The sequence below is a fragment of the Nitrospira sp. Nam74 genome (genome assembly GCF_965152615.1).
On sequence record NZ_OZ224220.1, the window covers coordinates 2,598,132 to 2,623,493 of the forward strand.

Annotated in this window: 15 protein-coding genes; 10 read left to right on the forward strand and 5 right to left on the reverse strand. The window is 56.2% G+C overall.

Going from position 1 to position 25,362, the window contains the following annotated elements; translation table 11 throughout:
- Positions 1-668: 668 nt before the first annotated feature.
- Together ACWHYZ_RS12190 and ACWHYZ_RS12195 are read right to left on the reverse strand one after the other, a co-directional pair.
- Positions 669-1,145 carry a response regulator gene (locus ACWHYZ_RS12190; RefSeq protein ID WP_447982967.1) on the reverse strand — a complete coding sequence of 159 codons (477 nt, stop codon included), beginning with the start codon at positions 1,143-1,145 and terminating at the stop codon, positions 669-671.
- Between the two features lie 229 nt (positions 1,146-1,374).
- A complete protein-coding gene (locus ACWHYZ_RS12195; RefSeq protein WP_447982968.1) occupies positions 1,375-1,674 on the reverse strand; it encodes a hypothetical protein in 300 nt (99 codons plus the stop codon).
- A gap of 389 nt (positions 1,675-2,063) precedes the next feature.
- Between ACWHYZ_RS12195 and ACWHYZ_RS12200 the strand changes: the two genes are divergently transcribed.
- A complete protein-coding gene (locus ACWHYZ_RS12200) occupies positions 2,064-2,381 on the forward strand; it encodes a hypothetical protein (RefSeq protein WP_447982969.1) in 318 nt (105 codons plus the stop codon).
- A gap of 406 nt (positions 2,382-2,787) precedes the next feature.
- Here the strand turns inward: ACWHYZ_RS12200 and ACWHYZ_RS12205 are convergent, their stop codons facing one another.
- Positions 2,788-3,822, reverse strand: coding sequence for an IS481 family transposase (locus ACWHYZ_RS12205; protein ID WP_447982970.1), 1,035 nt, complete (start codon positions 3,820-3,822; stop codon positions 2,788-2,790).
- A gap of 136 nt (positions 3,823-3,958) precedes the next feature.
- Here ACWHYZ_RS12205 and ACWHYZ_RS12210 point away from each other — a divergent pair, with 136 nt between their 5' ends.
- Positions 3,959-5,005, forward strand: coding sequence for an IS110 family transposase (locus tag ACWHYZ_RS12210; RefSeq protein ID WP_447982971.1), 1,047 nt, complete (start codon positions 3,959-3,961; stop codon positions 5,003-5,005).
- Positions 5,006-5,812: 807 nt separating this feature from the next.
- On the opposite strand, the gene ACWHYZ_RS12215 is transcribed toward ACWHYZ_RS12210, so the two are convergent.
- Complete coding sequence (locus tag ACWHYZ_RS12215) at positions 5,813-6,208, reverse strand: HNH endonuclease (protein ID WP_447982972.1); 396 nt, start codon at positions 6,206-6,208, stop codon at positions 5,813-5,815.
- Positions 6,209-6,247: 39 nt separating this feature from the next.
- On the opposite strand from ACWHYZ_RS12215, the gene ACWHYZ_RS12220 reads away from it, so the two are divergent.
- The 8 genes from ACWHYZ_RS12220 to sthA all read left to right on the forward strand — a co-directional run bounded on the left by ACWHYZ_RS12220 (position 6,248) and on the right by sthA (position 23,345).
- Positions 6,248-6,577 carry a hypothetical protein gene (locus ACWHYZ_RS12220; protein WP_447982973.1) on the forward strand — a complete coding sequence of 110 codons (330 nt, stop codon included), beginning with the start codon at positions 6,248-6,250 and terminating at the stop codon, positions 6,575-6,577.
- A gap of 2,205 nt (positions 6,578-8,782) precedes the next feature.
- A complete protein-coding gene (gyrA, locus tag ACWHYZ_RS12225) occupies positions 8,783-11,221 on the forward strand; it encodes a DNA gyrase subunit A (RefSeq protein ID WP_447982974.1) in 2,439 nt (812 codons plus the stop codon).
- 829 nt (positions 11,222-12,050) lie between these two features.
- Positions 12,051-14,141, forward strand: a complete 2,091-nt coding sequence (gene tkt / locus ACWHYZ_RS12230) for a transketolase (RefSeq protein WP_447982975.1) — start codon at positions 12,051-12,053, stop codon at positions 14,139-14,141.
- Between the two features lie 82 nt (positions 14,142-14,223).
- Positions 14,224-15,450, forward strand: coding sequence for a transaldolase (gene tal / locus ACWHYZ_RS12235; protein ID WP_447982976.1), 1,227 nt, complete (start codon positions 14,224-14,226; stop codon positions 15,448-15,450).
- A 73-nt stretch (positions 15,451-15,523) separates the two neighbouring features.
- The gene (gene zwf / locus ACWHYZ_RS12240) at positions 15,524-16,909 is read left to right on the forward strand and encodes a glucose-6-phosphate dehydrogenase (RefSeq protein ID WP_447987577.1); all 1,386 of its coding nucleotides are present in this window, start codon (positions 15,524-15,526) and stop codon (positions 16,907-16,909) included.
- Between the two features lie 103 nt (positions 16,910-17,012).
- Positions 17,013-17,996 carry a phosphogluconate dehydrogenase (NAD(+)-dependent, decarboxylating) gene (gene gnd / locus ACWHYZ_RS12245; RefSeq protein ID WP_447982977.1) on the forward strand — a complete coding sequence of 328 codons (984 nt, stop codon included), beginning with the start codon at positions 17,013-17,015 and terminating at the stop codon, positions 17,994-17,996.
- Positions 17,997-18,175: 179 nt separating this feature from the next.
- Positions 18,176-21,028: a bifunctional transaldolase/phosoglucose isomerase gene (locus ACWHYZ_RS12250; RefSeq protein ID WP_447982978.1), complete on the forward strand. Its 2,853-nt coding sequence runs from the start codon at positions 18,176-18,178 to the stop codon at positions 21,026-21,028.
- A gap of 913 nt (positions 21,029-21,941) precedes the next feature.
- Positions 21,942-23,345, forward strand: a complete 1,404-nt coding sequence (gene sthA / locus ACWHYZ_RS12255) for a Si-specific NAD(P)(+) transhydrogenase (RefSeq protein ID WP_447982979.1) — start codon at positions 21,942-21,944, stop codon at positions 23,343-23,345.
- A gap of 1,217 nt (positions 23,346-24,562) precedes the next feature.
- Here sthA and ACWHYZ_RS12260 read toward each other — a convergent pair.
- The gene (locus ACWHYZ_RS12260; protein WP_447982980.1) at positions 24,563-25,252 is read right to left on the reverse strand and encodes a hypothetical protein; all 690 of its coding nucleotides are present in this window, start codon (positions 25,250-25,252) and stop codon (positions 24,563-24,565) included.
- Positions 25,253-25,362: the final 110 nt, after the last annotated feature.

Here is a 25,362-nt window from a genome sequence, read left to right on the forward strand (position 1 = left end):
CTGATGTGCCGAAGGCGCGGCCAGAAGTAAAACGCTTACTTGATGTATGATCTTGAAACAAATTGTAATTTATAGCCATAATACACATCGACCTGCCTTCTCTGGGGTTGAAATGGTGTGCCCTCCACCAAACTTATTTTGACCGAGTGCCAGTCGAATGAGTCCTGCATAATTCCCCACACATTTCCGCCGTTAGATACCTACTGTTTCCATCCGGGGTCGGATGAAGTTGGATCTGCCCGCCCCAATGATTCCTTTAGAATACCTCGTGCCTCACTGCGGCAAGATTATCGACTAGCATCTTGAATCGCTGTGTCGCGTTGGCAGGAAGCTGGATATTGTTTCCAGCCGTTTAACATCACCCTTAAGGCGGTCAGTAAGGGACGCCCGTTCGCATTCTGGCCTTTTCCAGGTGTCTTCTCAGCGTTTCCGATCGGAAGCCTTCCTTCGCTCCTTGTTTAATATCGCCATGCAAAGCGCTGGCGCACCAAGAGGGCGGACGGGGAGACCGACGACGATAAGTTGTCCTTGGAGGTGGCACTTTTAGGTGGTTGAGTCTCTTCTCATCGCCTCAGGAAACCACACACCCTTCTCTTCCTAGGATTGGAGAATCACTCCAACCATTGTAGCGATGTTCATGCATGCAACGTCATCCAGGCTCTAAGACTTTACCCCCACCACGTCACGTCCGTGGCGGGCAAAATAGGCTGGCTCGGGACTTTGAGATTGGGCAGTAGTTGTTTCACCATGGTGCGAAGCATCTGAGGCGTAAAGGGTTTTTGAAGAAAGTGTGGGACTTCCAGCTCATATCCCATGGAGGCCAGCTCCTCCACCGAATACCCTGACATTTGTACGGCGATGGCAGCCGGACAGGCGTGCTTGAGAAGAGAAAGGAGTCGGGCTCCATCACTCTCTTGTTCGGTACCGGTCCCAACCAGTTTAGACTTAGGCCGAGCTAAGACCACGTCCGCCAGAATCCACACGATACGATGGCCATGCAACTGCATGGCGTCGGCCGCTTTAGCGCTCGTATCACAGCCGATCACCTGTACTCCCAGTTGTTCAAGGGCTCGCGAGCAGAGTTGTGTCATTACATGATCATCATCGATTACGAGGGCCAACGGCGGTAATTTTAACCGTGTCATCACAGTGCTCCCTTTCCCTTCCCTATCCCCTTCACCCGCTTCTAGTGTAGGCGGTACAGTTGTCCACGTTCCGGTTGCCCGACGGGCCATTGCACAAGACCCGCAATGAATTGATCCTGAAGTCGCCCATTCCGCACGGTCATGAGTAGGGGACTCTCGCGAAGGACATGAATGCGAGTCCTGTCTGAGATTCTTCAGATGTGATCAGTCTGGGAAAACGCGAGGAGAACTACGCAGGAGGCGCGCGAAGCGGATTTGCAGGGTCATGGGTGTCGATCGCTCGGTGTAATGCGGCAAGTAGCGCCACCCCGCTAAACCGCCGAAGATCATCTGTCGCGGTCAGCTGAGTGGCTGTAAACGAATCCTGATCTCCGAGCTGGTGGTCATTCTTATCGGCCCGGACGTCGTCCTCCACCGCAAGGACGATCTGGTACGCGTAGTCAAACCACCTCTCTCCCGAAAGATCGACTCCTACGAGGAGGAGGAGGATGCAGAGCAGCCGAATGGCGGCGAGCCGGCCTCGTTCCATGCGGTTACTATAGATGAGCACGGCGTAAAGTCAAGGTTGTCAGCTTCTCTGCGCTGGGGCACCCATCTGGCTTAATGCTTCTGCATTCTTCACGTCACGCCACCGACGTGTGCGGTCGCAGCCATCGTGGAAAATCACGAGACTCCACGGGCTGTGACGTCAGCGCTGCTGCCCCGAACAACGATCTGTCGTGATTCTGAATCTTTATTGTCGATGATTAGCAAACGAAATAGGAACGCTGTTTGCACCTTCCACAAGTGCGCAGTGTTCGCGAGAGGCCATGAGACAACGAGGAGGATGAATGATGACGGATCTCAGATGAGACACGCCGTTTGAGTTGGAAACGGGGCTTGCGAAGCCTTAATCCATGGTTGGCAATGAGGAAGGAGATGATGATGAAGATGGCCCGGGTCTACCCGCAGGGTGAAATGGGGAAAACGAGACTGGCAAGGACCACTGCACATCGATGGGATTGTATCTTGAAAGGAGTGGGTTGGATGGCTGGAGGCGTGGTTGTGTTTTCTTTGATGCCCATTGCCCTCGCCCTGTTCGCAAATCGTGCTTTGGCTAGAGGTCACGTCGCGCATGCCTTGCTGGCGTTTTTCATAGGAGATTGGATGTTTGCCCTCGCTATTCTTAGCTCGGGGCTAACCCTGGTATGGTTATTGGTTCGAGCAAAAACCGTGTGTCGAGTGCCCGCGCCATGATCAGGGGCCAAAGGAGGGGTTGCGATCCGAGCTCAAGGCAGGATTCGAAGTCGAGTCCTAGGCCAGACTCTTGTGCGGCAGGCTACCTGGCTGGAGAGAGCGACAAAGCAGGAAGCTTAGTGTAAGGGAGCGTGACTCTCCAGTACGTCCTCGAAAGCAAGCTTGGCCCATCAAGCCGCATCAGCGATCATCTCAGATGTTTACCACTACGCCCTTGATGTTCTGAGGCCACTACACCCTGCTGTTCCACGGGCAAAGGTCCCATGTACGAGCGTGATGACTAGCTCATCCTCAGTTTCTGAGCCGCGATGTTCGGCGTTTTCGACATACGAAACGCTAGCCTGGGGAGATCAGTTATTTGTATAGCTCAAGACTTCATCGGACAGACAGCAAGTCCTCACCGGGTTTAGGCTGCTAACATTTTCTCCTTCGCCAGCGGCACACTGTCCCCAAACGTTTGCATCGGCGTTTTGCCGTAGCACCAGCGGCCTTGATGGGACCGCTGTTCGTTATACTCCCGCAGCCACACGTCCAAATCTGCCTGGAGTTCGTCGAGCGTCCGATAGATCTTCTTCCGGAACACCACACGGTAGAACTCGTTCAACATGGTCTTGTGGAACCGTTCGCAGATCCCGTTGGTCTGAGGATGCCGGGTCTTAGTCCGCGTATGATCGATGTTCTCCACGGCCAGGTACAGTTCATACTCATGGCGTTCGGGTGCGCCACAATACTCCGTGCCGCGATCGGTAAGGACCCGATTCAGCGGAATGTCGTGCTGCTCAAAGAACGGCAAGACCCGGTCATTTAGCAGTTCCGCCGCCATCACCGGTGTCTTGCGGTCGTACAGCTTCGCAAAGCCCACCTTGCTGTACGTGTCGATGAAGGTCTGTTGATAGATCCGGCCCACGCCCTTGAGGGTCCCGACATAGAACGTGTCTTGCGCGCCACAGTAGCCGGGACATTCGCTCTCAAATTCCCCATGGGCTTCTTTGTCCGCCTTTGCCCTCTCCAAGGCCACCACCTGGGCTTCCGTCAGCACCCGCCCGTCTTGGGCGACCTTGGCCTCCAACGCCTTCAGGCGTTTCCGCGTGGTCTCCAGGTCATGCCGCAGCCAGATACCCCGGACGCCGGCCGGTGAAATCGTCAGGGCCTGCTGGCGCAGTTCGTTCGCGACGCGGACTTGGCCCCACGCGGGTTGGTCAATTGCTATCTGGACGATGGCCTGCTCCACCTCCGGGGCGACGCGATTCTTGAGTAGCGGTTTCTGCCGGGAGATCTCTTGTAACGCCGCCTCACCGCCCGTCTCGTACAGTTCTTTGAACCGGTAGAAGCTATCTCGGCTATACCCCATCAGCTGGCAGGCCTTGGAGACGTTGCCCAGTTGCTTCGCCAGTTCCAATACACCCACCTTGGTCTTGATGATCTTCTGCTCCGTGGTCATCGTCCTCGCTCCTTTCTTGAAGGCGAGGACTCTATCTGACTGTCAGTCACTATGCTCTGGAGAGAGTATTGCCTGCAGTGAGAAGGATCAGTACTTCCTGGAAGTCTTCGTTCTACTCATTATGATGGAGGCTTCTATGGCGACCAAGAAAAAGCAGCAGGACGTGGGGCAAGTGCTCTTTGTTGGCATTGATCTTCACCGAAAGAATTGGCATGTCACGGTCAGAACAACGGAGGTAGAACTCTTCCACGGCACGATTCCCGGTCGATGGGATGCGTTGCAGGCCCTCCTCAGTCGTTACCGCCGTGCCGTGCTGCACGTCGTCTACGAGGCGGGATATTTTGGGTACTGGCTTCACGATCGGCTGGTGGCGGTGGGCGCCACCTGTATCGTCACGCCGCCCAGCTTGATTCCTCAGGAGGCGGGCAATCGAGTGAAAACCGATCGGAAGGATAGCCGAAAACTGGCCCTGCTGTTAGCGAAGGGGCTGCTGAAGCAGGTCTGGGTACCAGACGAAGAGGGTCGGATGCACCGACAGGTCATTCGGCGGCGCCGCCAGCTCATTGGCGATCGTGTTCGCACGCAAAATCGCATTAAAGCGGAACTCCGATTCTACGGCATTGAGCTTCCTGAGCCCACAGGGCCATGGACCCGTATTTACCTACAGAACTTACAGCGTCTCCGGTTCTCTACCGCGTGGTTGCAGGACAGTTTTCAACGGCTCTTAGAGGAGTACGAATTCCTCACGGGTCAGATCGTCAAGCAGACCAAATTGCTCCGATCACTCGCAGAAACGGACCGCTATCGATCGCAGGTTCAATGGCTCCGAACCATTCCGGGCATTGGTCTCATTGCGGCGATGGAGTTGCTGTTAGAATTAGGCGACCTGCACCGATTCAGGCACGGCGATCAATTGGCGGCGTATGTTGGGCTGACGCCCTCACAGCACTCCAGTGCGGACAAGGTCCGTATGGGCCGCATTACCCGGTCCGGCAAAAATGCGCTCCGCGGGACGCTCATAGAAGCCGCGTGGCGGTTTCTCACAAAAGATCCCGGGATGCGATCCATTTATGACCGATTGAAACTACGAACAGGTGCGAAGCGCGCTGTGGTCGCTGTGGCCCGTCGTCTGCTCCTGCACGCCAGACGCGTGGTGATCCTCCGGCAGCCGTACCCTGCGTAAGTCCATGGCGCCGAGAAGCCAACTGTGGATTCAGAGGACGGAAGGAGCGTGACTTTATCTGCCTCGTCGGCAGTGACGGGGCGTCTGTCAGTATGCTCCTTCTTCTCATCGATATCCCTCGAATTGATGACCTGTGGTCGGCGTTCCGATCACGAATAGCAGATTGGGAGGGCTTCTCAGGGACCTTGACCTTTGACATAGCAGATTAAGTTCTAGCTTTCACAAGTTATTCGGCTATCCGATTCATATTACTCTCCACCTTTCCTCGCTTCCCGTTCCTATCTCCGGCGCCCATCCCAGGTCTCGTCCACATGATCCCGTGGGATGTGCATCCCGATCTGGTCATCATGGATGTCAACATGCTGACCCTGAATAGCGTAGAAGCCACCCGCCGAATCCGGACCATGCTTACGGATGTCTCCATAATCGCCAAACATGCACAGTCGTCATTCTGAGCCTGTGAGGACGGGAATGTGTGCCGGCGGGTGATCATGGCAATCGCGAAGGCGGAGCGCCGGGTTTAATACATGTTAGACGTTAATAGACGACCCTCCAGCTCTCATCATTGTCGTCCCATACCAGTTCAAAGTGCTGGTTATGAAGATTCCTTAATTCATGCCGCTCTCGTATCACGTCCCTGATGTCATTGTGTCTGATCGCGTCCACGTGCACGACTTTGAGGAGCCTCCCATCCCGCTGGTACGGCAATATCACCCTTGCCAGATCCTCCCCGTTCACGAAGCTTAGCTCTTTGACAGAATCCGTGACAGGTCATCGTTAAGCATGATATAGGCGGTCCGCTTAACATTACTCCTTTTCTTCCTTCCCTTCCCGTTCCCTCCGCCTGCGATCTTCCCATGTCTCATCCTCGTGATCCTTGCTCGTGATTAGGTGCAGGTGGTCGATGTTAGCACAATGCCGGCTTCCGCACTCATGCCCGATATCAAGGTTCGGGTTGTTAATAGGACCAAAATATTTCTGGAAAATAAACCGGTGCGCCGCATATGACTTCTTGTGCGCAGTCATCCGCCCGTACCCATCCGCGTCGATCGCCGCCGTCCAGAGCCGACAGCCCGTCACCGGGTCAACGTCAATCTTGACTTCAAAGCGTGCCAGCACCTGAGGATTGGTCAACTCGAGCGCACCCGGCCACCCTCCCCTGATTGCGCTCGCGCGGCGCGGCCGACTTGCGTTGTGAATCACCTGGAGGTTGTGACGTCAACTATCCAAGCAGGTGAGGCCATGCAGGCGTGGCACATTATTCCAGTCCTCTGCTTCAAGATAGGCTGTGCGACGCAGAGTTGGGAGCATCCCACGAAAGGCATGGCCAGCTTTGAATGCGATTATCAGGAGTGTACGAAGCTGGCTAGTGAACAAGCGATGGACCGGGACCCCGCACTGGTGGAACCGCAGGGCAGGGGATTGATGACGGCTTGCAACGCAAAGGGTTTAGGCAGCCATGAGGTAGCAACGAGTGATCGTCTCGTACGCCGGATGGTCCCACAGATGGATGATGAAGACCGATCCGCAACGATAGTCTCTCGCCAACGGGGACACGGGCGTAAACTATAACTTGACATATAAAAATTATATATAGGACATCGTGAGCCGAGAATCCTCGGGCGGGTGGTCAGAGCTAATTCGTTTAGACAATACGGCCTTGAGGTCGACACGGGCTCATGAAGTGCTCCTGTACGGTCGTGAGAGCCCCGATGCTGCAAAGCTGGCACGGAAAATCGCGGTGCCAGTCCCATACTGTAGGCGTAAGTTCATTTTACCCTCCTCCATATCTGTGCCGTGAAGATGCGGTTACTTTAACTTCATCTTGCAACTATTGGTGATACGTTCTTTATTCTGATATGCATTGATGTGTTGAATGCTTTCGTGGAACAGTTAAAGTTAAAGTATGTTGCTGGACGCCTGACAAGTATACTGACACTGCCATACGAGCTAACCGTCCATCCGAACCGTGCCGTTAGGACTCTAGCGGCTCTGCCCATGCGAAATTAATCCACGTGTTCTCTAAACGAGCCGAGCACAATGACCTAGCTTCACGCTTAGGCAAGCGGTGCCCGGCTCCTTACTCAAAGCAGAGCACCCATTACCTGATGAGGGCGATCACATTGGCGATGCGAGGGAGGCTTCACAGCGAAAGTAGAACGTAAAGTAATGCATGAGATGATATTGGGGTGGCGGCGTCCTGAGGCTTCTGCGCCCGTTCAGCGGGTGTATTGTTTTGAGGTAGGGAGGAAGCAGATCGGTCGTGAGGGTTTAGGATAATAAAGGCCCGCTAGTCTTATGGGACCCACCGGCACAGACTGCTAGAAACAAAACCGCCCGTATCACACGTTCCAATTATCGCGCGGCGTCAGTGGGAAGTTTCTAAGGAGCTTCCCTGGCCCCAGACCCACGGGCCCTGTAGCCCGATGTGACTGAACCGTCCGAAAAGGTCGATCACTGCCTCCGGTAACCCGTACATCCCAAGCAGGAAACTCTCGTGTCTGCAAAAAGATTCTTCTATGAGATCATCGCCCCCGTTTGATCGTTCGTTGGGGGAATCTGTCCCGGATTAAGAGTCGCATAATTCCAGGACCTCGAAGGTTAACGAGGAAAGAGGCTCGAGGACAAGAAAACCGGGTTTCTAGTTTTCGCGAGATGCGAGCCAACGACTAGGGTTTGTACTTCCCCTACCTCGAACTCGATGATGAAGGAATTGAGGAGATCCTTTCCTCGGTCATTGTGTCCTCGCTTCGGGATGATGGCGGGGTGACATAACCCTTTGAGGCCTTCGCACACACACCATCCGAAACGCTCGTGCATGACTCGAAAGAATGACACTTGCGTTGAGAGGGCGTATCGATGGGAGCCAGCGAGCTCACGGGCCACAGGGTATAGTTGAAGTAATACCTTATGTTTCAGGTCAGGCGCGTGGACTGGCCACACGCCATGACTGTGTTGCGCTCGGACGGTAGAGGTATTGGCTCGGTTGGCCCCTAGACCTGGACCCAGCATCTGAGACATACGGTTATATTACTTCAACCGCGAAGCGAGAGTGGCGGAATTGCGACGTCGCTAGGGCGGTAGTACCAACGCGAATCTGCCCGTTGGTTTTGATGTGAATGTGAATGCGGCAGGACTTGGAGCAGCGCGTTGGGACGTGAGGTAGGCGACAACAGCGTCGTTTCATCCCACGTTTAGCGAAAGAACGAGGCGAGGATATGCAGGAGTTTGCCGGCAGGTTTCGGGTACCACAAGATAAACAGAAAGGCCAGCAAGAACCCGCTGGCCATATAGAGTAAAGGGAAAACAACCGGCCGGGGGTTCAGTGCCTCGAAGGCGGATCTCCGGCTCATATACTGTCGCTCTCGTAGCGCCATCGGATGGTGATTCGGCCAAGCAGCCAGGGAAGGATAGAAAGGTCTGCGAGACAAAACAAGCGGAAGATGCAAGGACCTTACGGTCTCTGACCTGAACCTCTTCACTACCTTATCGATCAAGGCATGCAACGCTTCATGCAGTACATGAGGTACATGTTGAGCTTCTTGGAAAGCCCATAGGATTCATTTTTTGCCATTGGCGGGCCGTTTATGTACCGCTGGTTCCTCAGATAACGCTTGGTTATCCGGGACGGATGCATGAATTCGGGCAACACGGGACGGCAGTTGAACGTCACCCATAGGCCTCGCGTTTCGCAAACGACCTCCGGTAAGGTGAGGCCGATGGCGCAAACTAAACTTTCGATCGTGCTGAGCTGTTACAAGGAGGAGTGAATTCGTTATGAGTCCTGTCCAAGAACGCATCATGGATATCGGCATCGAAGAAGAGATGCGGACCTCGTATTTGAATTACGCGATGAGTGTCATTGTCAGCCGAGCCCTGCCCGACGTAAGAGATGGGTTGAAGCCGGTGCATCGCCGCATTCTCTATGGCATGCATTCGATGGGGCTGCGGCCCACCGGTGGCACTCGTAAAGCCGCGAAGATTGTCGGCGAAGTGATGGGCAACTACCATCCTCATGGAGATAGCGCCATCTATGACACGCTGGTGCGCATGGGCCAATCGTTCAACCTGCGTTATCCTCTCGTGGAGGGCCAAGGCAACTATGGCTCCATCGACGGCGACCCCGCGGCGGCCATGCGGTACACCGAGGCCAAGCTGAGTCCGATCGCGGAAGAGATGCTGTCGGACATTGACAAAGACACGGTTGATTTCGGCCCGAATTATGACGAGACCCATATGGAACCCACGGTACTTCCCACACGGCTGCCCAATCTGCTCGTCAACGGCGCCAGTGGGATCGCAGTCGGCTATGCCACCAACATCCCGACGCATAATCTGTCGGAAGTCATCGCGGCTTTGTTGTTTCTGCTCGACCAGCCTGACGCCGATCTGAAAACCTTACTGAAACTGTTGCCCGGGCCGGATTTTCCGACGGGCGGCATGATTGTCGGCCGGCAGGGAATTAAAGAGGCCTATGCCACTGGCAAAGGGGCTGTCACGATACGGGCCAAGGTGATCACAGAAGAAGAGCGCGGCCGTAGCCGGCTCGTGGTGACGGAAATCCCGTATCAAGTGAACAAGGCAAAACTGATCGAGAAGATCGCCGAACTGGTCAACGAGAAGCGGCTGAGCGGCATCGCGGACGTCCGCGACGAAAGTGACCGTGACGGGATCCGGATCGTCCTCGAATTGAAACGCGGCGAGACACAGGAAACCATTTTGCGGAATCTCTATCAGTACACGCCGCTCGAAACGACCTTCGGGATCAATCTCCTGGCTCTCGTCGACAATCGGCCAACCCTCCTGACCCTCAAACGTATGCTGGAATTGTTCCTCGCACATCGGCGAGAAGTCGTCCTCCGCCGGAGTGCGTACGAGCTGCGGAAGGCCGAACATCGCGCCCATATTTTAGAAGGGTTCCATATCGCGCTCGGTGCCTTAGGGCGCGTGATTGCACTGATTCGCCGCAGCCCTTCGCCACAAGCCGCCAATGCTCAATTGCAACGTCAGTTCCGGCTCACGGAGATCCAAGCCACGGCGATTCTGGACTTGAAGCTGCAGCGGCTCACCGCTCTGGAACGAGCGGCGATTGAGCGGGAGCGAAGCGACATCGCGCGTAAGATTCGGGAGCTGCGAGCATTAATTGCGGACCGGAAGAAAGTGGATCGGGCGGTGAAGGAAGAGTTAGAGAGCATACAGAAGGCATATGGGGATGCGCGGCGCACCAAAATCATGCGGTCGGATCAGTTCGAGGAAGAGCTGGACCCAGAGCCACTCGGTCCCATGATGGCGCTCATGACGCAACGAGGCTACTTGAGCCGGATTCCTCTTGAGTCGTGGACGGGAGGGGAGCGACGGAGACCAGTCAGGCCCAAGGGAGACCGAAAACGAGCGGACCCTGTGATGCAGGTGGTTCGTCTTGATGGCGGCCAACGAATTGCCTGCATGACTTCCAAGGGTCGACTGTTCGGTATTGATCTTGATCGCATTCCGGTCCATGAGGGGCAAGAGCGGGGCATTCACTTGAATCAGGTCTATACCATTGAGGACGGAGAAAGTTTGGTGGGGATCGTCCCTCAGCCACAAAATCCTAAACAAAAAGGGTTGATTGTGGCCACTGCAAAGGGCTTTGCCAAACATATTCTCTGGGAGTCCGTAGGACCACTTCAGCGACGGGCGGTGACTCTTCTCTCACTGGAAGAAGGGGACCGCGTCGTGGGGATCCTCTCAAGCGACCAGGCCAAAACGGTTGCCATGTATAGCCAGGATGGGCAGGTGTTGCTCTTCCCCACGGATCAACTGCGGCCAACGAATCGCGATGCGAACGCGACGCCGGCCATGAGCGTGGCACGACACGACCAAGTCATTGGCATAGCAGCCGCTACGGAGAGACAATGGGAAGTGCTCACGATCACTGAACGTGGGTATGCGAAACGAACCAGCCTGCAGGAGTATCATGCAGCCACGCCTGGCGGCAAAGGGATGGCGGCCTTGCGGCAAACGGAGCGAACCGGTGGTCTCAGTACTCTTCTCCTGCTGAGTGCGACCCAGGAGTTGCTGCTCGCCACGAGTCGAGGCCGAACGCTGTGGCTTCAGGCGGGACAGGTTCCTCAGAAACCGCGGATGAGTACAGGGGAGAGACTCCAAGGCATGGAAGGGAATGATGAAGCCGTTGTCGCAGGTAGCGTCAGTGGTATCACGGGCCAAGGTGACTAAATCGGCCCCACTGTGATTATGGGGTGTCCCCTCATACGACTCCGTGAATGTGATGTTGATACAAACAAAGAACCGTATCGGCTATATCGCAGACGCAAGGGCAGAAGGTCTGCAATGAGGGACTGCTGGCCATGCCATGGTGCATCGGCACGTTTGGTATACCTCTAGGCCTACTTGGCTGGTACCTCTTTTAGAACTTACAACTATTGGGAAGGGGCAAGACTCATAATTTCCCAAGTTCGTCCGCGTGGGGCGCCTTGTGCATTATCGCGCAGAACGCGGGACGGCTTAGCGCGCACATATATTTTATTGATGATGAAGTGTACTTCGTGGGGAACATCTTTGTCATTAAAAGCCGCAATGGTCTCATGGACTGATCCGAATGTGCGCTACCACCTCTCGATGAAAACACGCCTCACAAAAACACAGGGGAAAGAGCTTGGGTTGATGGTGCCTCCGTACTTGTGGCCGGAATCGAAATGAACGGTGCATGAAGAGTTCGGTCGACGTCGTGACGTCAAGGGACACGGAAGTCCGTTCAGGATCGCCCTTCATCACGACTTCTTGGAATCAGTCATCTCATAAGTATGTTTATTTGAAGCCTGCTCCCCGATCGTACGACTGGCCCGATCTTTGCTCACATCCCTAATCAATCAAAACCTGCTTAGGTGTAGAGCAGAAAGAACTGGACATGCAGGGCGTCCATCGTTCTCGTTTGAATCCCGACATACCGAAGTTCCTGACATTGAGTAAACGGAAGACAGTCGGACGGTGTCGACGCACCAGAAGGAGGTCTCACTGTGCCGAATCTAAGTGGAGCTGGCTTTCGATGAAGACACAATCAATAGACACCCAATGCATCAACACCATCCGAACCTTATCGATGGATGCGGTGCAGCACGCGAATTCCGGGCATCCCGGGACGGCCATGGCCATGGCCCCGGTCGTGTACTGTCTGTGGCAGCGCTTCCTGAACTTTGATCCCACCGATCCCATCTGGCCGAATCGCGATCGGTTCGTTCTCTCGATCGGGCATGCCTCCATGCTGCTCTATTCGGTACTGCATCTCTGCCGAGTGCAGGCGGTCAATCCTGTCTACGAAACGGTCGGGCAACTCTCGGTCACACTGGATGACATCAAACGCTTCCGTCAGCTGGACAGTAAGTGTCCAGGCCATCCCGAGTATCGATGGACGTCCGGTGTGGAAACGACGACCGGCCCGTTGGGGCAAGGCGTCGCCACAAGCGTGGGCATGGCGATGGCGGGGCGGTGGATGGGCGCCTATTTCAATCGTCCTGGATTTCCGATGATCGATTATGACGTCTACGCGCTGTGCGGCGACGGCTGCATGATGGAGGGCGTCACGGGTGAGGCGGCGTCGTTAGCCGGCCACCTCAAACTGTCCAATCTCTGCTGGATCTACGACAACAACCACATCACGATTGAAGGGCATACGGACTTGGCCTTCAGCGAGGATGTGGCGACCCGCTTCACGGCCTACGGGTGGAATGTGAGACGGGTCGGCGATGCCAATGATCTGGCGAGGCTCGACCGGGCATTGGCGGTCTTTCGGAATACGCAAGATCGGCCGACCTTGATCATTGTTGATAGCCATATCGCCTATGGGGCCCCGCATAAGCAGGATACGAGTGCGGCGCACGGGGAACCATTGGGCCACGAGGAAATCAAGCTGGCGAAGCGCCAGTACGGGTGGCCGGAGAATGCGCAATTCCTTGTCCCGTCGGGCGTGCCGGAGCATTTTCAAACTGTCATGGGAGCGCGGGGACGTACGGCGCGCGAGCAGTGGATGGCGCGATTCACCGAATACCGACACACGTACCCCGAATTGGCAGACGCCTTGTATCAAATGCAGCGCCGAGCGCTCCCCTCTGGCTGGGAGCAGGATCTGCCGACCTTTCCATCAGACGCGAAGGGCCTGGCCGGGCGGGATGCCTCAGCCACGGTGTTGAACGCGGTGGCCTGCCGGGTGCCGTGGCTTATCGGGGGCTCGGCGGACCTCACCCCCTCCACCAAGACTCGACTCACCGGTGAGGGGGCCGGCGATTTCACTCCCGCCGACTACCGCGGACGCAACCTGCACTTCGGGATTCGCGAACATGCGATGGGCGCGATCCTCAACGGGCTGTCCTTATCGAAAGTGCGGCCCTTCGGGTCCGGCTTTTTGATCTTCAGCGACTACGCGAAGCCGGCTCTCAGGCTGAGCGCCATCATGGAACTTCCGGTCATTCATGTATTCACGCATGACTCGATCGGCGTGGGGGAGGACGGACCGACTCATCAGCCCATTGAACAGCTGGCCTCCCTGCGAGCGGTCCCGGGCCTGCTCGTCCTGCGGCCCGCCGATGCCAATGAGGTGGTCGAGGCGTGGCGCGTCATCCTGCAGCTGCAGCATGAGCCGGCGGCACTCGTCCTCAGCCGACAGGCCCTTCCGACCCTGGACCGAACGGTCTACGCCCCGGCTTCCGGCCTGGCACGGGGGGCGTATGTTCTGGCCGAGGCGCCGAATGGCCACCCGGAGGTCTTGCTCCTGGCCACAGGAAGCGAAGTGTCGCTCTGCCTTGCCGCCTATGAGCGACTCATCACGGACGGCATCCAAGCCCGTGTGGTCAGCATGCCGTCATGGGAATTGTTCGAGCGCCAGAGTCAGGCCTATCGAGACCAGGTGCTCCCGCCGCACGTCACGGCTCGCGTGTCCGCCGAACAAGCCGCCACGACAGGCTGGGATCGCTATGTCGGCCTGGCGGGGGTAAGCATCGGGATGAACACCTTCGGGGCGTCGGCACCGCTCAAAGAGTTACAGAAGAAGTTCGGGTTTACTCCTGAACGCATCATCGCCGCGGTGAAGGACCAACTCGCAAGGTCGGCCGCGCGGGAAGCAGATAAATGTTTGAGCTCATGAGTCTATTCAGAGACGGTCTTGTTCCGGTGGAACCCCAGCATGTCCCTTCGGAAACGACACGAACCCTGTTCAAGGAGATGACATGATGAAAGTCTCACATGCCCACACCGTCAATCCGGTGCTTGCCCTGCGACTATTCGGACAATCAGTCTGGTTGGATGATATCCAGCGCCGCTTCATCGCGAGCGGAGACTTACAACGCCTAATCGTCGAAGACGGAGTGTGTGGCGTGACGTCGAACCCCACCATCTTCGAAAAAGCCATCACCGGCGGGGCGGACTATGCCGACGCCTTGCGCGCCGTGGGGCGGGAGCCTGGCCTGAGCGCGAAGGCGCGCTACGAACGGGTCGCCATCGAAGACATTCAAGCCGCGGCGGACATCATGCAGCCCGTCTATGCCCGCACGAAGCGGCGTGATGGCTACGTGAGCTTGGAGGTCTCCCCCCATCTGGCCCGCGATACTCGGGGCACACTCGACGAAGCGCGTCGACTGTGGGACGCCGTCGGGCGCGACAACCTGATGATTAAAGTGCCGGCGACTGCTGAAGGAATCCCGGCGATCGTGCAATTGCTCAGTCGAGGGATCAATGTCAACGTGACGCTCATCTTCTCGCAGGAGACCTATGAGCGGGTCGCGGAAGCGTACCTCATGGGCTTAGAACAGTTGGCCGCCCGGGGGGGCGATGTCGGGAGCGTGGCCAGTGTGGCTAGCGTGTTCGTCAGCCGCATGGATACGGCGGCAGAGGCCGCTCTTGCCGCGCACCTCAAGCCCTCAACGAACGAGAGGACGCAGGCGATGCTCGGGGCGCTCCAAGGGAAGATTGCTATTGCGAATGCCAAGCTGACCTATCAGCGGTACCAGGCGCGGTTCTCCGGGGCGCGATGGGACGGCCTGGCCAGACGCGGGGCGATGACCCAACGGCTGTTGTGGGCCAGTACCGGCACAAAAAACAAGCAGTATTCAGATGTGCGGTATGTGGAGGAACTGATCGGTCCTGAAACGGTCACGACGATTCCTCCAGCGACGTTCGAGGCTTTTCGCGATCACGGACGCCCAGAGCGTCGGCTCACCGTCGGTGTCGACGAGGCAAAGCTCACCCTGCTTGCGCTCGAGCAGGCGGGTGTGTCGATGAAGGCGATCACCGACCGCTTGTTGGAAGAGGGATTGAAGGTGTTCAGGGATGCCTTCGACAGCCTCCTGGACGCAGTCCAACACCACTCCAAGGGGAATGCCTCTGGTCGGCTCAATACCTATTCCTCCACGATCTCGGCTCCCGTGAGAGGTCGCTGGTCTGTTCCACAGCGGTGAGTGGAGGCGCTGTTCGGCCATGCCGCGACACAAGAAGACGTATGGGCGTGCTTGATTCAATGTGGAGGGAATGATGACGGGCTTACACGCAGACGCGCTCGTGCTGTTTGGCGCCACCGGTGATTTGGCCTTCAAAAAGATCTTTCCCGCCCTCCAGGCCATGATCAAGCGGGGTCATCTGACGGTACCCGTGATCGGGGTGGCCAAAGCCAATCGAAGCGTCGCCGAGGTTCGAGAGCGCGTCCGGGAGAGCCTGACTCAATTCGGCGGGGGCGTTGATGAGGCGGCTTTTAGCAAGCTCGTGCAGCGGCTTCGGTTTATCGATGGCGACTACCGGGAGGATGAGACCTTCATCCGCCTGCGCCAGGAACTCGGCGGAGCGCTACGCCCCCTGTATTATCTGGCCATCCCACCCAGTATGTTTCCCACGGTCGTAGAGGGCCTCGGCAAGTCGGGCTGTTCTCGTGGCGCGCGTGTGGTCGTCGAAAAGCCGTTCGGACGGGATCTGGCCTCGGCGCAGGCGCTCAACCGGGCTCTGCACAGGGTGTTCGATGAATCGGCGATCTTTCGCATCGACCATTATCTGGGGAAGGAGTCGATCCAAAACTTATTGTACTTTCGTTTTGCCAATTCCTTTCTCGAGCCGATCTGGAATCGTAGCTATGTGGAGAGTGTGCAAATCACGATGGCGGAACAGTTCGGCGTGTCCGGGCGAGGCAGCTTTTATGAAGAAACCGGGGCCCTCCGCGATGTGGTCCAGAATCACCTCTTGCAGGTCGTGGCGAATCTCGCCATGGAGCCACCCATCAGTGGAGCGGGAGAAGCGTTGCGCGACGAACGGATTAAGGTCTTTAAACGCATGCGGCCGCTCACGGCGCACACCTTGATCCGTGGTCAGTTTCGGGGGTATCGCACCGAGTCCGGGGTGGCCCACGATTCCCACGTGGAAACATTTGCGTCACTCCGGGTCGATCTCGATTCGTGGCGCTGGGCGGGGGTGCCGTTCTTTATCCGAGCCGGGAAGCAGTTGCCGGTCACGGCCACGGAGGTCTTGGTGACCTTGAAGCGTCCGCCCCAGAATGTGTTTGGCGAGGTGCAGCACGCGCAACGCAATTACGTGCGCTTCCGGCTGGGCCCCGATCGGATGGCGGTGGCAATCGGGGCTCGAGCCAAAGTGCCAGGAGACAAGATGATCGGCAACGAGACGGAACTCTTTGTCTGTCACCAGCGCGGAGACGAGATGGAAGCCTACGAACGGCTGATCGGCGATGCGATGATCGGTGATGCATCGCTCTTCGCGCGACAGGACGGCGTCGAAGCGACCTGGCGCGTGGTGGACCCGATTCTGACGATGTCCACGCCGGTACATGAGTATGCACCTGGAACCTGGGGGCCGACTGAGTCGCATGCGCTCATCGCGCCGTTCGGGGGATGGCAGAGCCCAAAGGAGCACGAATGACCGTCGAGTTGGGCTGTAACATGCGGGGACAAAAGGTTCTGTGCAGGCGATTCATTCATGACACGAAAGCGGCGGCTAAGCTGGCGCAGAGGGAGGACGACGTATGCAACTTGGAATGATCGGCTTGGGACGAATGGGAGCCAATATGGTGCGCCGGTTGATGCGCGGGGGACATCAGTGTGTCGTGTTCGACCTGAATCGTGAGCACGTGCAGCAGTTGACGGATGAAGGAGCCGTTGGGGCGAGTTCCCTGGACGATTTGATCAGCCGATTGAGCCCACCGCGAGCGGTGTGGGTGATGGTGCCGGCGGGAGACGCAACCGAAACAACCATTGCGTCTCTTGCGCGCCGGCTGAGTTCGGATGACACCATCATTGATGGAGGAAACTCCTACTTCAAAGACGACGTCCGGCGTGCTCAGACGCTGAAACCTCGGGGACTGCATTACGTCGATGTCGGCACGAGCGGGGGCACCTGGGGGTTGGACCGTGGCTACTGCTTGATGATTGGCGGGCCAGAGCCCGTCGTGAAACGCCTTGAGCCTCTCTTCAGAGTCTTGGCCCCGGGACGCGGTAACATTCCACGGACAGCAGGCCGGGACACCATGAAGGGATCAGCAGAGGACGGGTACCTGTATTGCGGGCCGGCTGGAGCCGGACACTTCGTGAAGATGGTCCACAACGGTATTGAATACGGCCGGATGCAGGCCTATGCCGAAGGCTTCGACATCTGTCGCCATGCCAATTCGAAACACCTTCCTCCCGAAATGCGGTACGACCTGAATCTCGCGGACATCGCTGAAGTGTGGCGGCGTGGCAGCGTGGTGGGATCGTGGTTGCTCGATTTAACGGCGACGGCGCTGGCCGAGAGTCCCGACCTCTCCCATTTTACCGGCTCCGTCCAGGACTCTGGTGAAGGGCGGTGGACGGTCATGGCGGCGATAGAGGAGGGGGTCCAAGCGGAAGTCCTATCCGCGTCTCTCTACACCCGATTCCGTTCGCGCCAAGACCACACCTTTGCCGAAAAGGTGCTCTCGGCCATGCGATACAAATTCGGCGGCCATGTCGAACCGCAGGCATGTCAGTGAGCTGGTTTGGAATCTACAGACCGACCCGACGACATAGAGCCTCGAAGCCTATCTTGCTGGAGCAGGCTTATTCGCAGATTCATCCTAGCGACAGCCTGTCTTTCACCACGCCGTTGAGTCGACAAAGGCCAGCGACGACGTACCTATTAACAGGGGCTTCACCGTCTGAGAGGTAGAGTATGACACCATGCATTGACCCGATGGCCAGTCCCTTCATGCAACTGCATGAGTACGGACAGAGTCCATGGTATGGCTCCATCCGCCGCGAACTGATCGCTTCTGGCGAATTACAGAAGCTGATTGAAGTGGATGGGCTATCTGGAGTCACCTCGAACGCCTGCATATTTGAAAAAGCGATCGCCGGCAGTTCAGATTATGATTCCTCCATCAACGAGCTTGTTCATCACACGGGGCATGCCAAGGCAATCTATGAAGCGCTCGCTATTGCCGATGTCCAAGATGCGGCTGACCTTCTTTATCCGATCTATGAGACGTCGCAGGCGAGGGATGGGTATGTCAGTCTAGATATCGATCCGAACTTAGCAGACAACACGCAGGGAACCATTGAGGAAGCCATCCGTCTTCATCTTGCTATCAACCGCGAGAACGTAATGATCAAAGTTCCGGCGACACCGCAGGGCATTGTGGCCATTGAGTTTTTGATTGGCCAAGGCATCTGCGTCAACGCCACGCTGTTATTTAGTGTCGAGGTCTATGAACGCGTGGCCTTGGCCTATATCCGAGGAATGGAAGCTTTCCGGGGCAATGGTGGGGAGTTGGCGACTGTTGCCTCCGTCGCCAGCTTCTTCGTGAGCCGTATTGACACAGCTGTCGATCAACGTCTTGATGCCGTGATTCAGGCCCCTCAGGATCATGCTCTCCACGATCTCGCTCGAACTCTCATGGGCAAGGTCGCTATTGCTAATGCAAAAGTCGCCTATTTGAAGTTTCAACAGTTGTGTGCACATCCTCGTTTTCTCAGATTGCAGAGTCAGGGCGCCAGAGTCCAACGACTTCTCTGGGCCAGCACGGGCACCAAAAACAGACGATACCCAGACACGTACTATGTCGATGCACTTATCGGCCCGGATACGGTCGTTACAATTCCCGCCGCCACCTTTACCGCTTTCCGGGACCATTGGAAGCCTCAGGCCAGCCTGGCAAAGGGTCTAACTGAAGCCGAAGAAGTGTTGGCCCAGTTACCACAGTGCGGAATTGATCTATCAGTAATCACCGAGCGTCTGCTGGCAGATGGCACCCGGCTCTTTCGGGACGCCTTTGACACTCTCATGGAAACGCTTAACGACAAGCGGCTATCTCTACTAGGTTCGAAGTTCGACACCCAACGCGTCACCCTAAATGGCTATCACCGGGAGGTCCATGCCACGCTCGAGCGCTTACGCCAGGACGGGTTTCACAGACGATTCTGGGCCAAAGATCCAACGCTTTGGAGCCAAGATCCTCAACATCAAGCCATTATTCGTCGGGCACTAGGTTGGGTCCACGTGATTGAGCGTCAGGTTCACTTGGTTGCCGAACTCACCGACTTTGTTAAGGCAATCCAAGCCGAACAGTTCACGCAGTGCGTCCTGCTCGGCATGGGAGGCAGCAGTGTATGTCCTGACGTCTTCCGCCAAATGTTTGGCCCGGTCGCCGGCTACCCGGAGCTTCTCATTCTCGATAGCACGATTCCCGCTCAGATTCGCGGTCTCGAAAAACGCCTCGATCTTGACCATACCCTCTTCATTGTATCCAGTAAATCGGGAGCCACGATTGAACCGCTCGTCTTATTTCAATACTTCTACGAGCAGGTCCGCCAAAGGCATCCTGACCGAGCCGGCCGGCAGTTCATCGCGATCACGGATCTGGGCTCGCCGCTTGAATCTCTTGCACACACGCATCAGTTTCGCCACATTTTCCCGGGCGTGTCGGATATTGGCGGCCGCTACTCAGGGCTCTCGAACTTTGGTATCGTGCCCGCGGCCCTCATGGGCATCAACGTCACCCATCTTTTGTATCGAGCCGAGCGGATGCGCCATAGCTGCGATTCCTGTGTCCCGCCAGAAGGCAATCCTGGCATCACATTAGGGGTGATATTGGCCACACTTGCGAAGCATGGGCGAGACAAAGTGACATTTGTTATGTCCCGGTCTCTCGAGCCATTCGGGGCCTGGTTAGAACACCTGCTGGCTGAAAGCACGGGGAAAGAAGCCAAGGGTTTAATTCCCATTGCAGACGAGCTGCTCGGCCATCCTGATGACTATGACACCGATCGAGTCTTTGTCTCCCTCAACCATCCCCCTGATGCGGACCGTCTGACGCTGACAGCTTTCATAGAGGCCGGCCACCCATGTATTGAGATCGACGTCCCGGACTTGATCAATATCGGAGAAGAATTGTTTCGATGGGAAGTGGCAATCGCCGTCGCGGGAGCTCTGTTACAGGTGAATCCCTTTGATCAACCCAATGTCCAGGAAACCAAGGACAACACAAAAGCACTGCTGGAGATATATCAACGGACGAAAGCGCTTCCGGCTGAAGGGCATTTTCTCGTCCACCGCGGGCTTCAAGTGTATCTTGACCCGGTCAATGCGCAACATCTCATGCAAAGCAATATTCGCGACGTCCTGATGACCCATCTTGCGAGGATTGGTCCGAGGGATTATGTGGCGTTCAATGTCTATTTGCCACGGACCCACGTCGTCCACCACCTGTTGCAAACCATCCGACTTACTATTCGAAAGAAATTTCGTGTGGCGACCACGCTCGGCTATGGCCCAGGATTCCTGTATTCAACGGGGCAGCTGCATAAGGGCGGCCCAGGGACCGGTGTCTTTTTCCATGTGACCGCTGATGACGAGATGGAGCTCGCCATTCCTGGTAAATCATATACCTTCGGGATGCTGACCACGGCCCAAGCTATGGGAGACTTCAGAAGTCTCGCCACCCGTCAGCGTCGTCTTATACATATCCATCTTGGAAAAGACATTATCACCGGGCTTCAACGGCTTGCCGAGCTTATTGCATCCTGAGATCACGATGTTGACGATCAATTGACGATCTTGTGCTGAGGGGAACGAGTGGGAAAGCCACAGGATGAAGGTTCACCTTCACACTGGAGGTTCTTTTCCGCGCAAATGCGTATTTATGTTTTGAAATGTGGAGAGTGAATACAAAACGATGCACCAGACTCTTGAGCCTCTTAGCCATGATGGCCTTCCTTGGCTTTGCGTCGGCGTGTGCCCCGACCCCGACATGGCATTTCACCATTACGGGAATCGACCAATCTGGAAACCCTCGATTCTGTGTGAGCATGCAGCCGCAGTGTGCTGGACCAGGTGTTAAGGCGAAGTTCTTTACGGTATATGGAATACAACCCGGTACAAACGAGAATCACATCTTCTGGGCGATCAGGGCAACTGATGATGTACCGCTACATCGATTTGACTATGGAGCTACCCCCACAGGATATCGTGAAGCGAGAGCTGCTGAACTGTTGCAGGCAAACGTGATCTATAGCGTGGGTCTATATTGGTTTAAGCAAATGGGAGAGGTCCCGAGGTATGAGAGCGCGCCCGCTCATCAACTAAAGTAATGCCCTTCTAATGAAGAATAGCGCTTTGACCTTTTCGAGACATATCTGAAATGGGCGCGAATCGCCAGGCATGGATTGGTTGGTTAACGAGGTACCAAGATGCCCATAGGGAACGGATAGGTGCTGGTTCAGAACCTTCCAGGACCGCTCTACGGGTTCGATGCCATTCGCCATTTCGCCATAGAGAGTTGGAAGGGGAAGTTGTTTCATGAATGCATGAGATGAATGCGAGTGCAGTCAAGACAATAAGCGTACAGATGGATACGATCTTGACCTCTCTAAGAGGTATTGACCCGGCAAACGGAGCACAGTCGACTACTGACTGAGGTGTGAATGTTGGACATATCTTCATGAAGGGGCGATGTGACTTTGATCTGCTCTGCATTGGGAGCGGGCCAGCAGGCCAGCGGGCTGCCGTTCAGGCTGCTAAACTGGGGAAACGGGCGGCCATCATTGAAAAGCGCCGCAGTATGGGTGGCGTGTGTCTCGAGACGGGCACCATCCCCAGTAAGACGTTTCGCGAAGCCGTCCTCTCCGTTGCGCAAGTGAACGGTAGGTATGGTGGCGCCCGGCTACCGCATCGCACGACGAACCACCCGACGGCGGCTGAGCTCCTGCAGCGCGTGGATACGGTCGTCCAACGCGAAGGGCAGGTCGTGGACAATCAGCTGTGGCGCAATGAGATTCACTGCATTGTAGGCGAGGCTTCTTTTAAGGATCCCCACACTGTCATCGTCGCGTCTGAGGAGAGCCAGCGGACAGTCACGGCCGAGCATATCGTGATCGCCGTTGGGACGGTTCCGGCGCCGTCTCGCGGTGTGCCGGTGGACGGAGACATTATCATCAGCAGCGACGATATCGTTCAGCTCACGCGATTGCCCAAGAAGATGGTGGTGGTTGGAGGCGGGATCATCGGTATCGAATATGCGTCGATGCTTGGCGCACTCGAGGTTGATGTGACGCTGGTCGATAAGAGAGAGCGATTGCTGGAGTTTCTGGATTATGAAATCGTAGATGAACTCATGCATCAAATGAGAAACCGCCATGTACGATTTCGTTTAGGGGAGGCGGTGGAGAGCGTGGATGTGACCGCGGGCGCACCCCAACAGGCGGTCGTGCACTTGGAGTCCGGGAAGCGGCTCATGGCTGATCAGGTCCTGTTTTCAGTTGGCCGGATTGGAGCGACGGCTCGGCTCAATCTGGCGGCTGCCGGGCTCACATCCGATCCACGAGGACGAATAAAAGTGGATCAGCAATTTCGCACAGACGTGTCGCACATCTTTGCGGTGGGAGACGTGATCGGGTATCCGAGTTTAGCGTCGACCTCGTTCCTCCAGGGAAGACTGGCAGCGTGCTATGCCTTTGGCGTCGAGATCGGGCCGATGGCCGAGCATCTCCCCATCGGCATCTACGCCATTCCAGAACTCTCGGCGATCGGGCCCTCGGAACAGGAGTTGACGCAAAAGAAGATTCCCTATGAAACTGGGATCGCTCGATATCGGGAAATTGCGCGAGGGCAGATCCTCGGCGATGAGAGTGGATTGCTCAAGTTGCTCGTCCACCGAGACGACCAACGGCTCCTGGGCGTCCATGCCGTCGGGACGAGTGCCACGGAACTCATCCATATCGGACAGGCGGTGTTGGAATTGGGGGGCGGGCTGCAGTATTTCTTACGGACCGTCTTCAACTATCCCACGCTGGCCGAATGTTACAAGGTCGCTGCCTTAAACGCCTTTAACAAACTGTCCCAGTGAAGGCACCCACGGGTCAGGGTGAGGTGATCAATTCGAAACTATATCTGAACCGTTCGCACCTCAAACCATGCTTGTGATGTCGATTGAAGATCTATTGCGATGCCTGACTCCGACGCGTTCAACCGGGACGACTTGTTGTAGTTTCTCCGCTCGTTTGAATGCGGGAATAGGTGAAGAGAATAAAGCCCACTTCACCACTTCGCCTCTTGCCCTTTAGCGAGTTTCTATTCCACATAGGTGAACCTGTCTCGCGGGAGCGGTCCAAAGTTGGGCTACGCATCGACCTGGCATAGAGGTTGCCGTATGTCCTAATGGGCCGAACGTATGATTCATTGCGTTGTAAGCTCGAATGCATCGTAAAAACGTTGCGCGCACGATGACGCGCCGTGGAAGGGGGAATGAGGATCAAAGGTCTGCTTCTTATGGTCATGCTGGTGCAGGTGCCTGTCCTGAGTGACGCACGATGCCGTACCGTGGGTGAGAGCGTGAGTCTCGCTACCGAGTACGGCACCTTTCCGGTGTATCCGGCAGTACGCCTGGTGGAGGTTGGCCATGAAGCGACAATATCCCACTGCAGATGATCGGCTATGAGATTGGGCCGCCGCTCTTTGTCATAGCTATACCGTTCGCTATGCTCGGCGCCGGTGTCGGCAAGGTACTTCATCCCTGGACCAAGTGCATGGACACACAGGATAAGCCGGCAAATAACAAAGATTCAGTAGTTATGCATCGAGGGATTGGTTAGGTGACAGGTCTAAAGAAGAGCCGCGAGCGAAGACCTGCACCCGTGGGCAGGTAAACACCTGAGCCGGCAAGACATCGTCCTAGCCCACACCTCCTTGTGTCGGCTGATGACACGTTGATTTGATACCTTCGATATCTGAATCAGACAATGATGGATTACCGCGGACGCCTGGAGCTCGTTCCGTTCACACGGATACTGGCATTCCAAAACTCAGTGTGCAGCGCCACGGGTCGATTATCTTGCCAGAGTCGACAGCAGACGGATGAGCGGACATGGCTGCCAGTCCCGTTATGAGAGGTTGTTACAACGGCACCAGCTGCTTGTGAATAAGGTGTCGATGTATTGCGAGTCTCGCTACCCATGAGACTTCAATCCAAATGTCTTACCCTTTGACACTGCCTTTGACGAGCGACCATACTCACTGGGTTTGAGTATCGGCAAGGTAAACGTGTCGCTGCTTCTATCTATTTTTCTAGGGCAGTAGAGTACGTATCATAATTTCTTCTGCCGGGACGCTTGCGCTCTCATCAGTTCGCGTCTCTTGTTCACGTGTCGGGGTGTGTTTCGGGGTGTGGCGATTCTGTGATGGCTCGATGGTTGGTCGATGCTCCTTAGAGACCATGTTTGTCTGAATGATGTCTCGGGCCATGGAACCCGACGTCGTGAGTTCATTTTCATAGATATCTGTCTGGTATTCCTCCGTGGATACCTCTGCTAAAGAGGTCAAGACGGATGTGACCGTCGAAAGGCCTGGGCGAGCTGGATACGGCCGAGTTTCATCGGTTGGCAATGCAAGCCGGACCGGTCGGCGCTCGGCGATAAGAACGATATGACCCATGTCTCGGGGCTGCAGCGCCACCGCACGGCCGCTGTCCGTCATCAATCTTTCCGTGCTGTGATTTGTATGAGGTCCGTCATGTCCGTCGATTGGCATGGGCGTGGGCTGATAAGAGGGTGGGCCACTTACTGCGGGTTCGGGCAAGGTAGCCTTCCCCCACGGACGCTCGCGTGGGCCACTCTGCCCATAGAACTCGGATGACCACCAATAGACCCCATACAAGGCCCCGCACGCTACCATAGACAGAGCCACCATGAAGATCCATCGCGTACGGCTCGTCGGCATTGGCTGAAGGTGACTGGGCAGCATGTTAATCGTGCTCATCAAGTCCCCCCTTCTCATTTGGAAACCGCTCTCTCTTCAAGCAAACTTACGCACTCTTTATCTCTTGCAGGGACTGTCGAATAGCCTACAGGATCCTTGCTCTGAGGCCC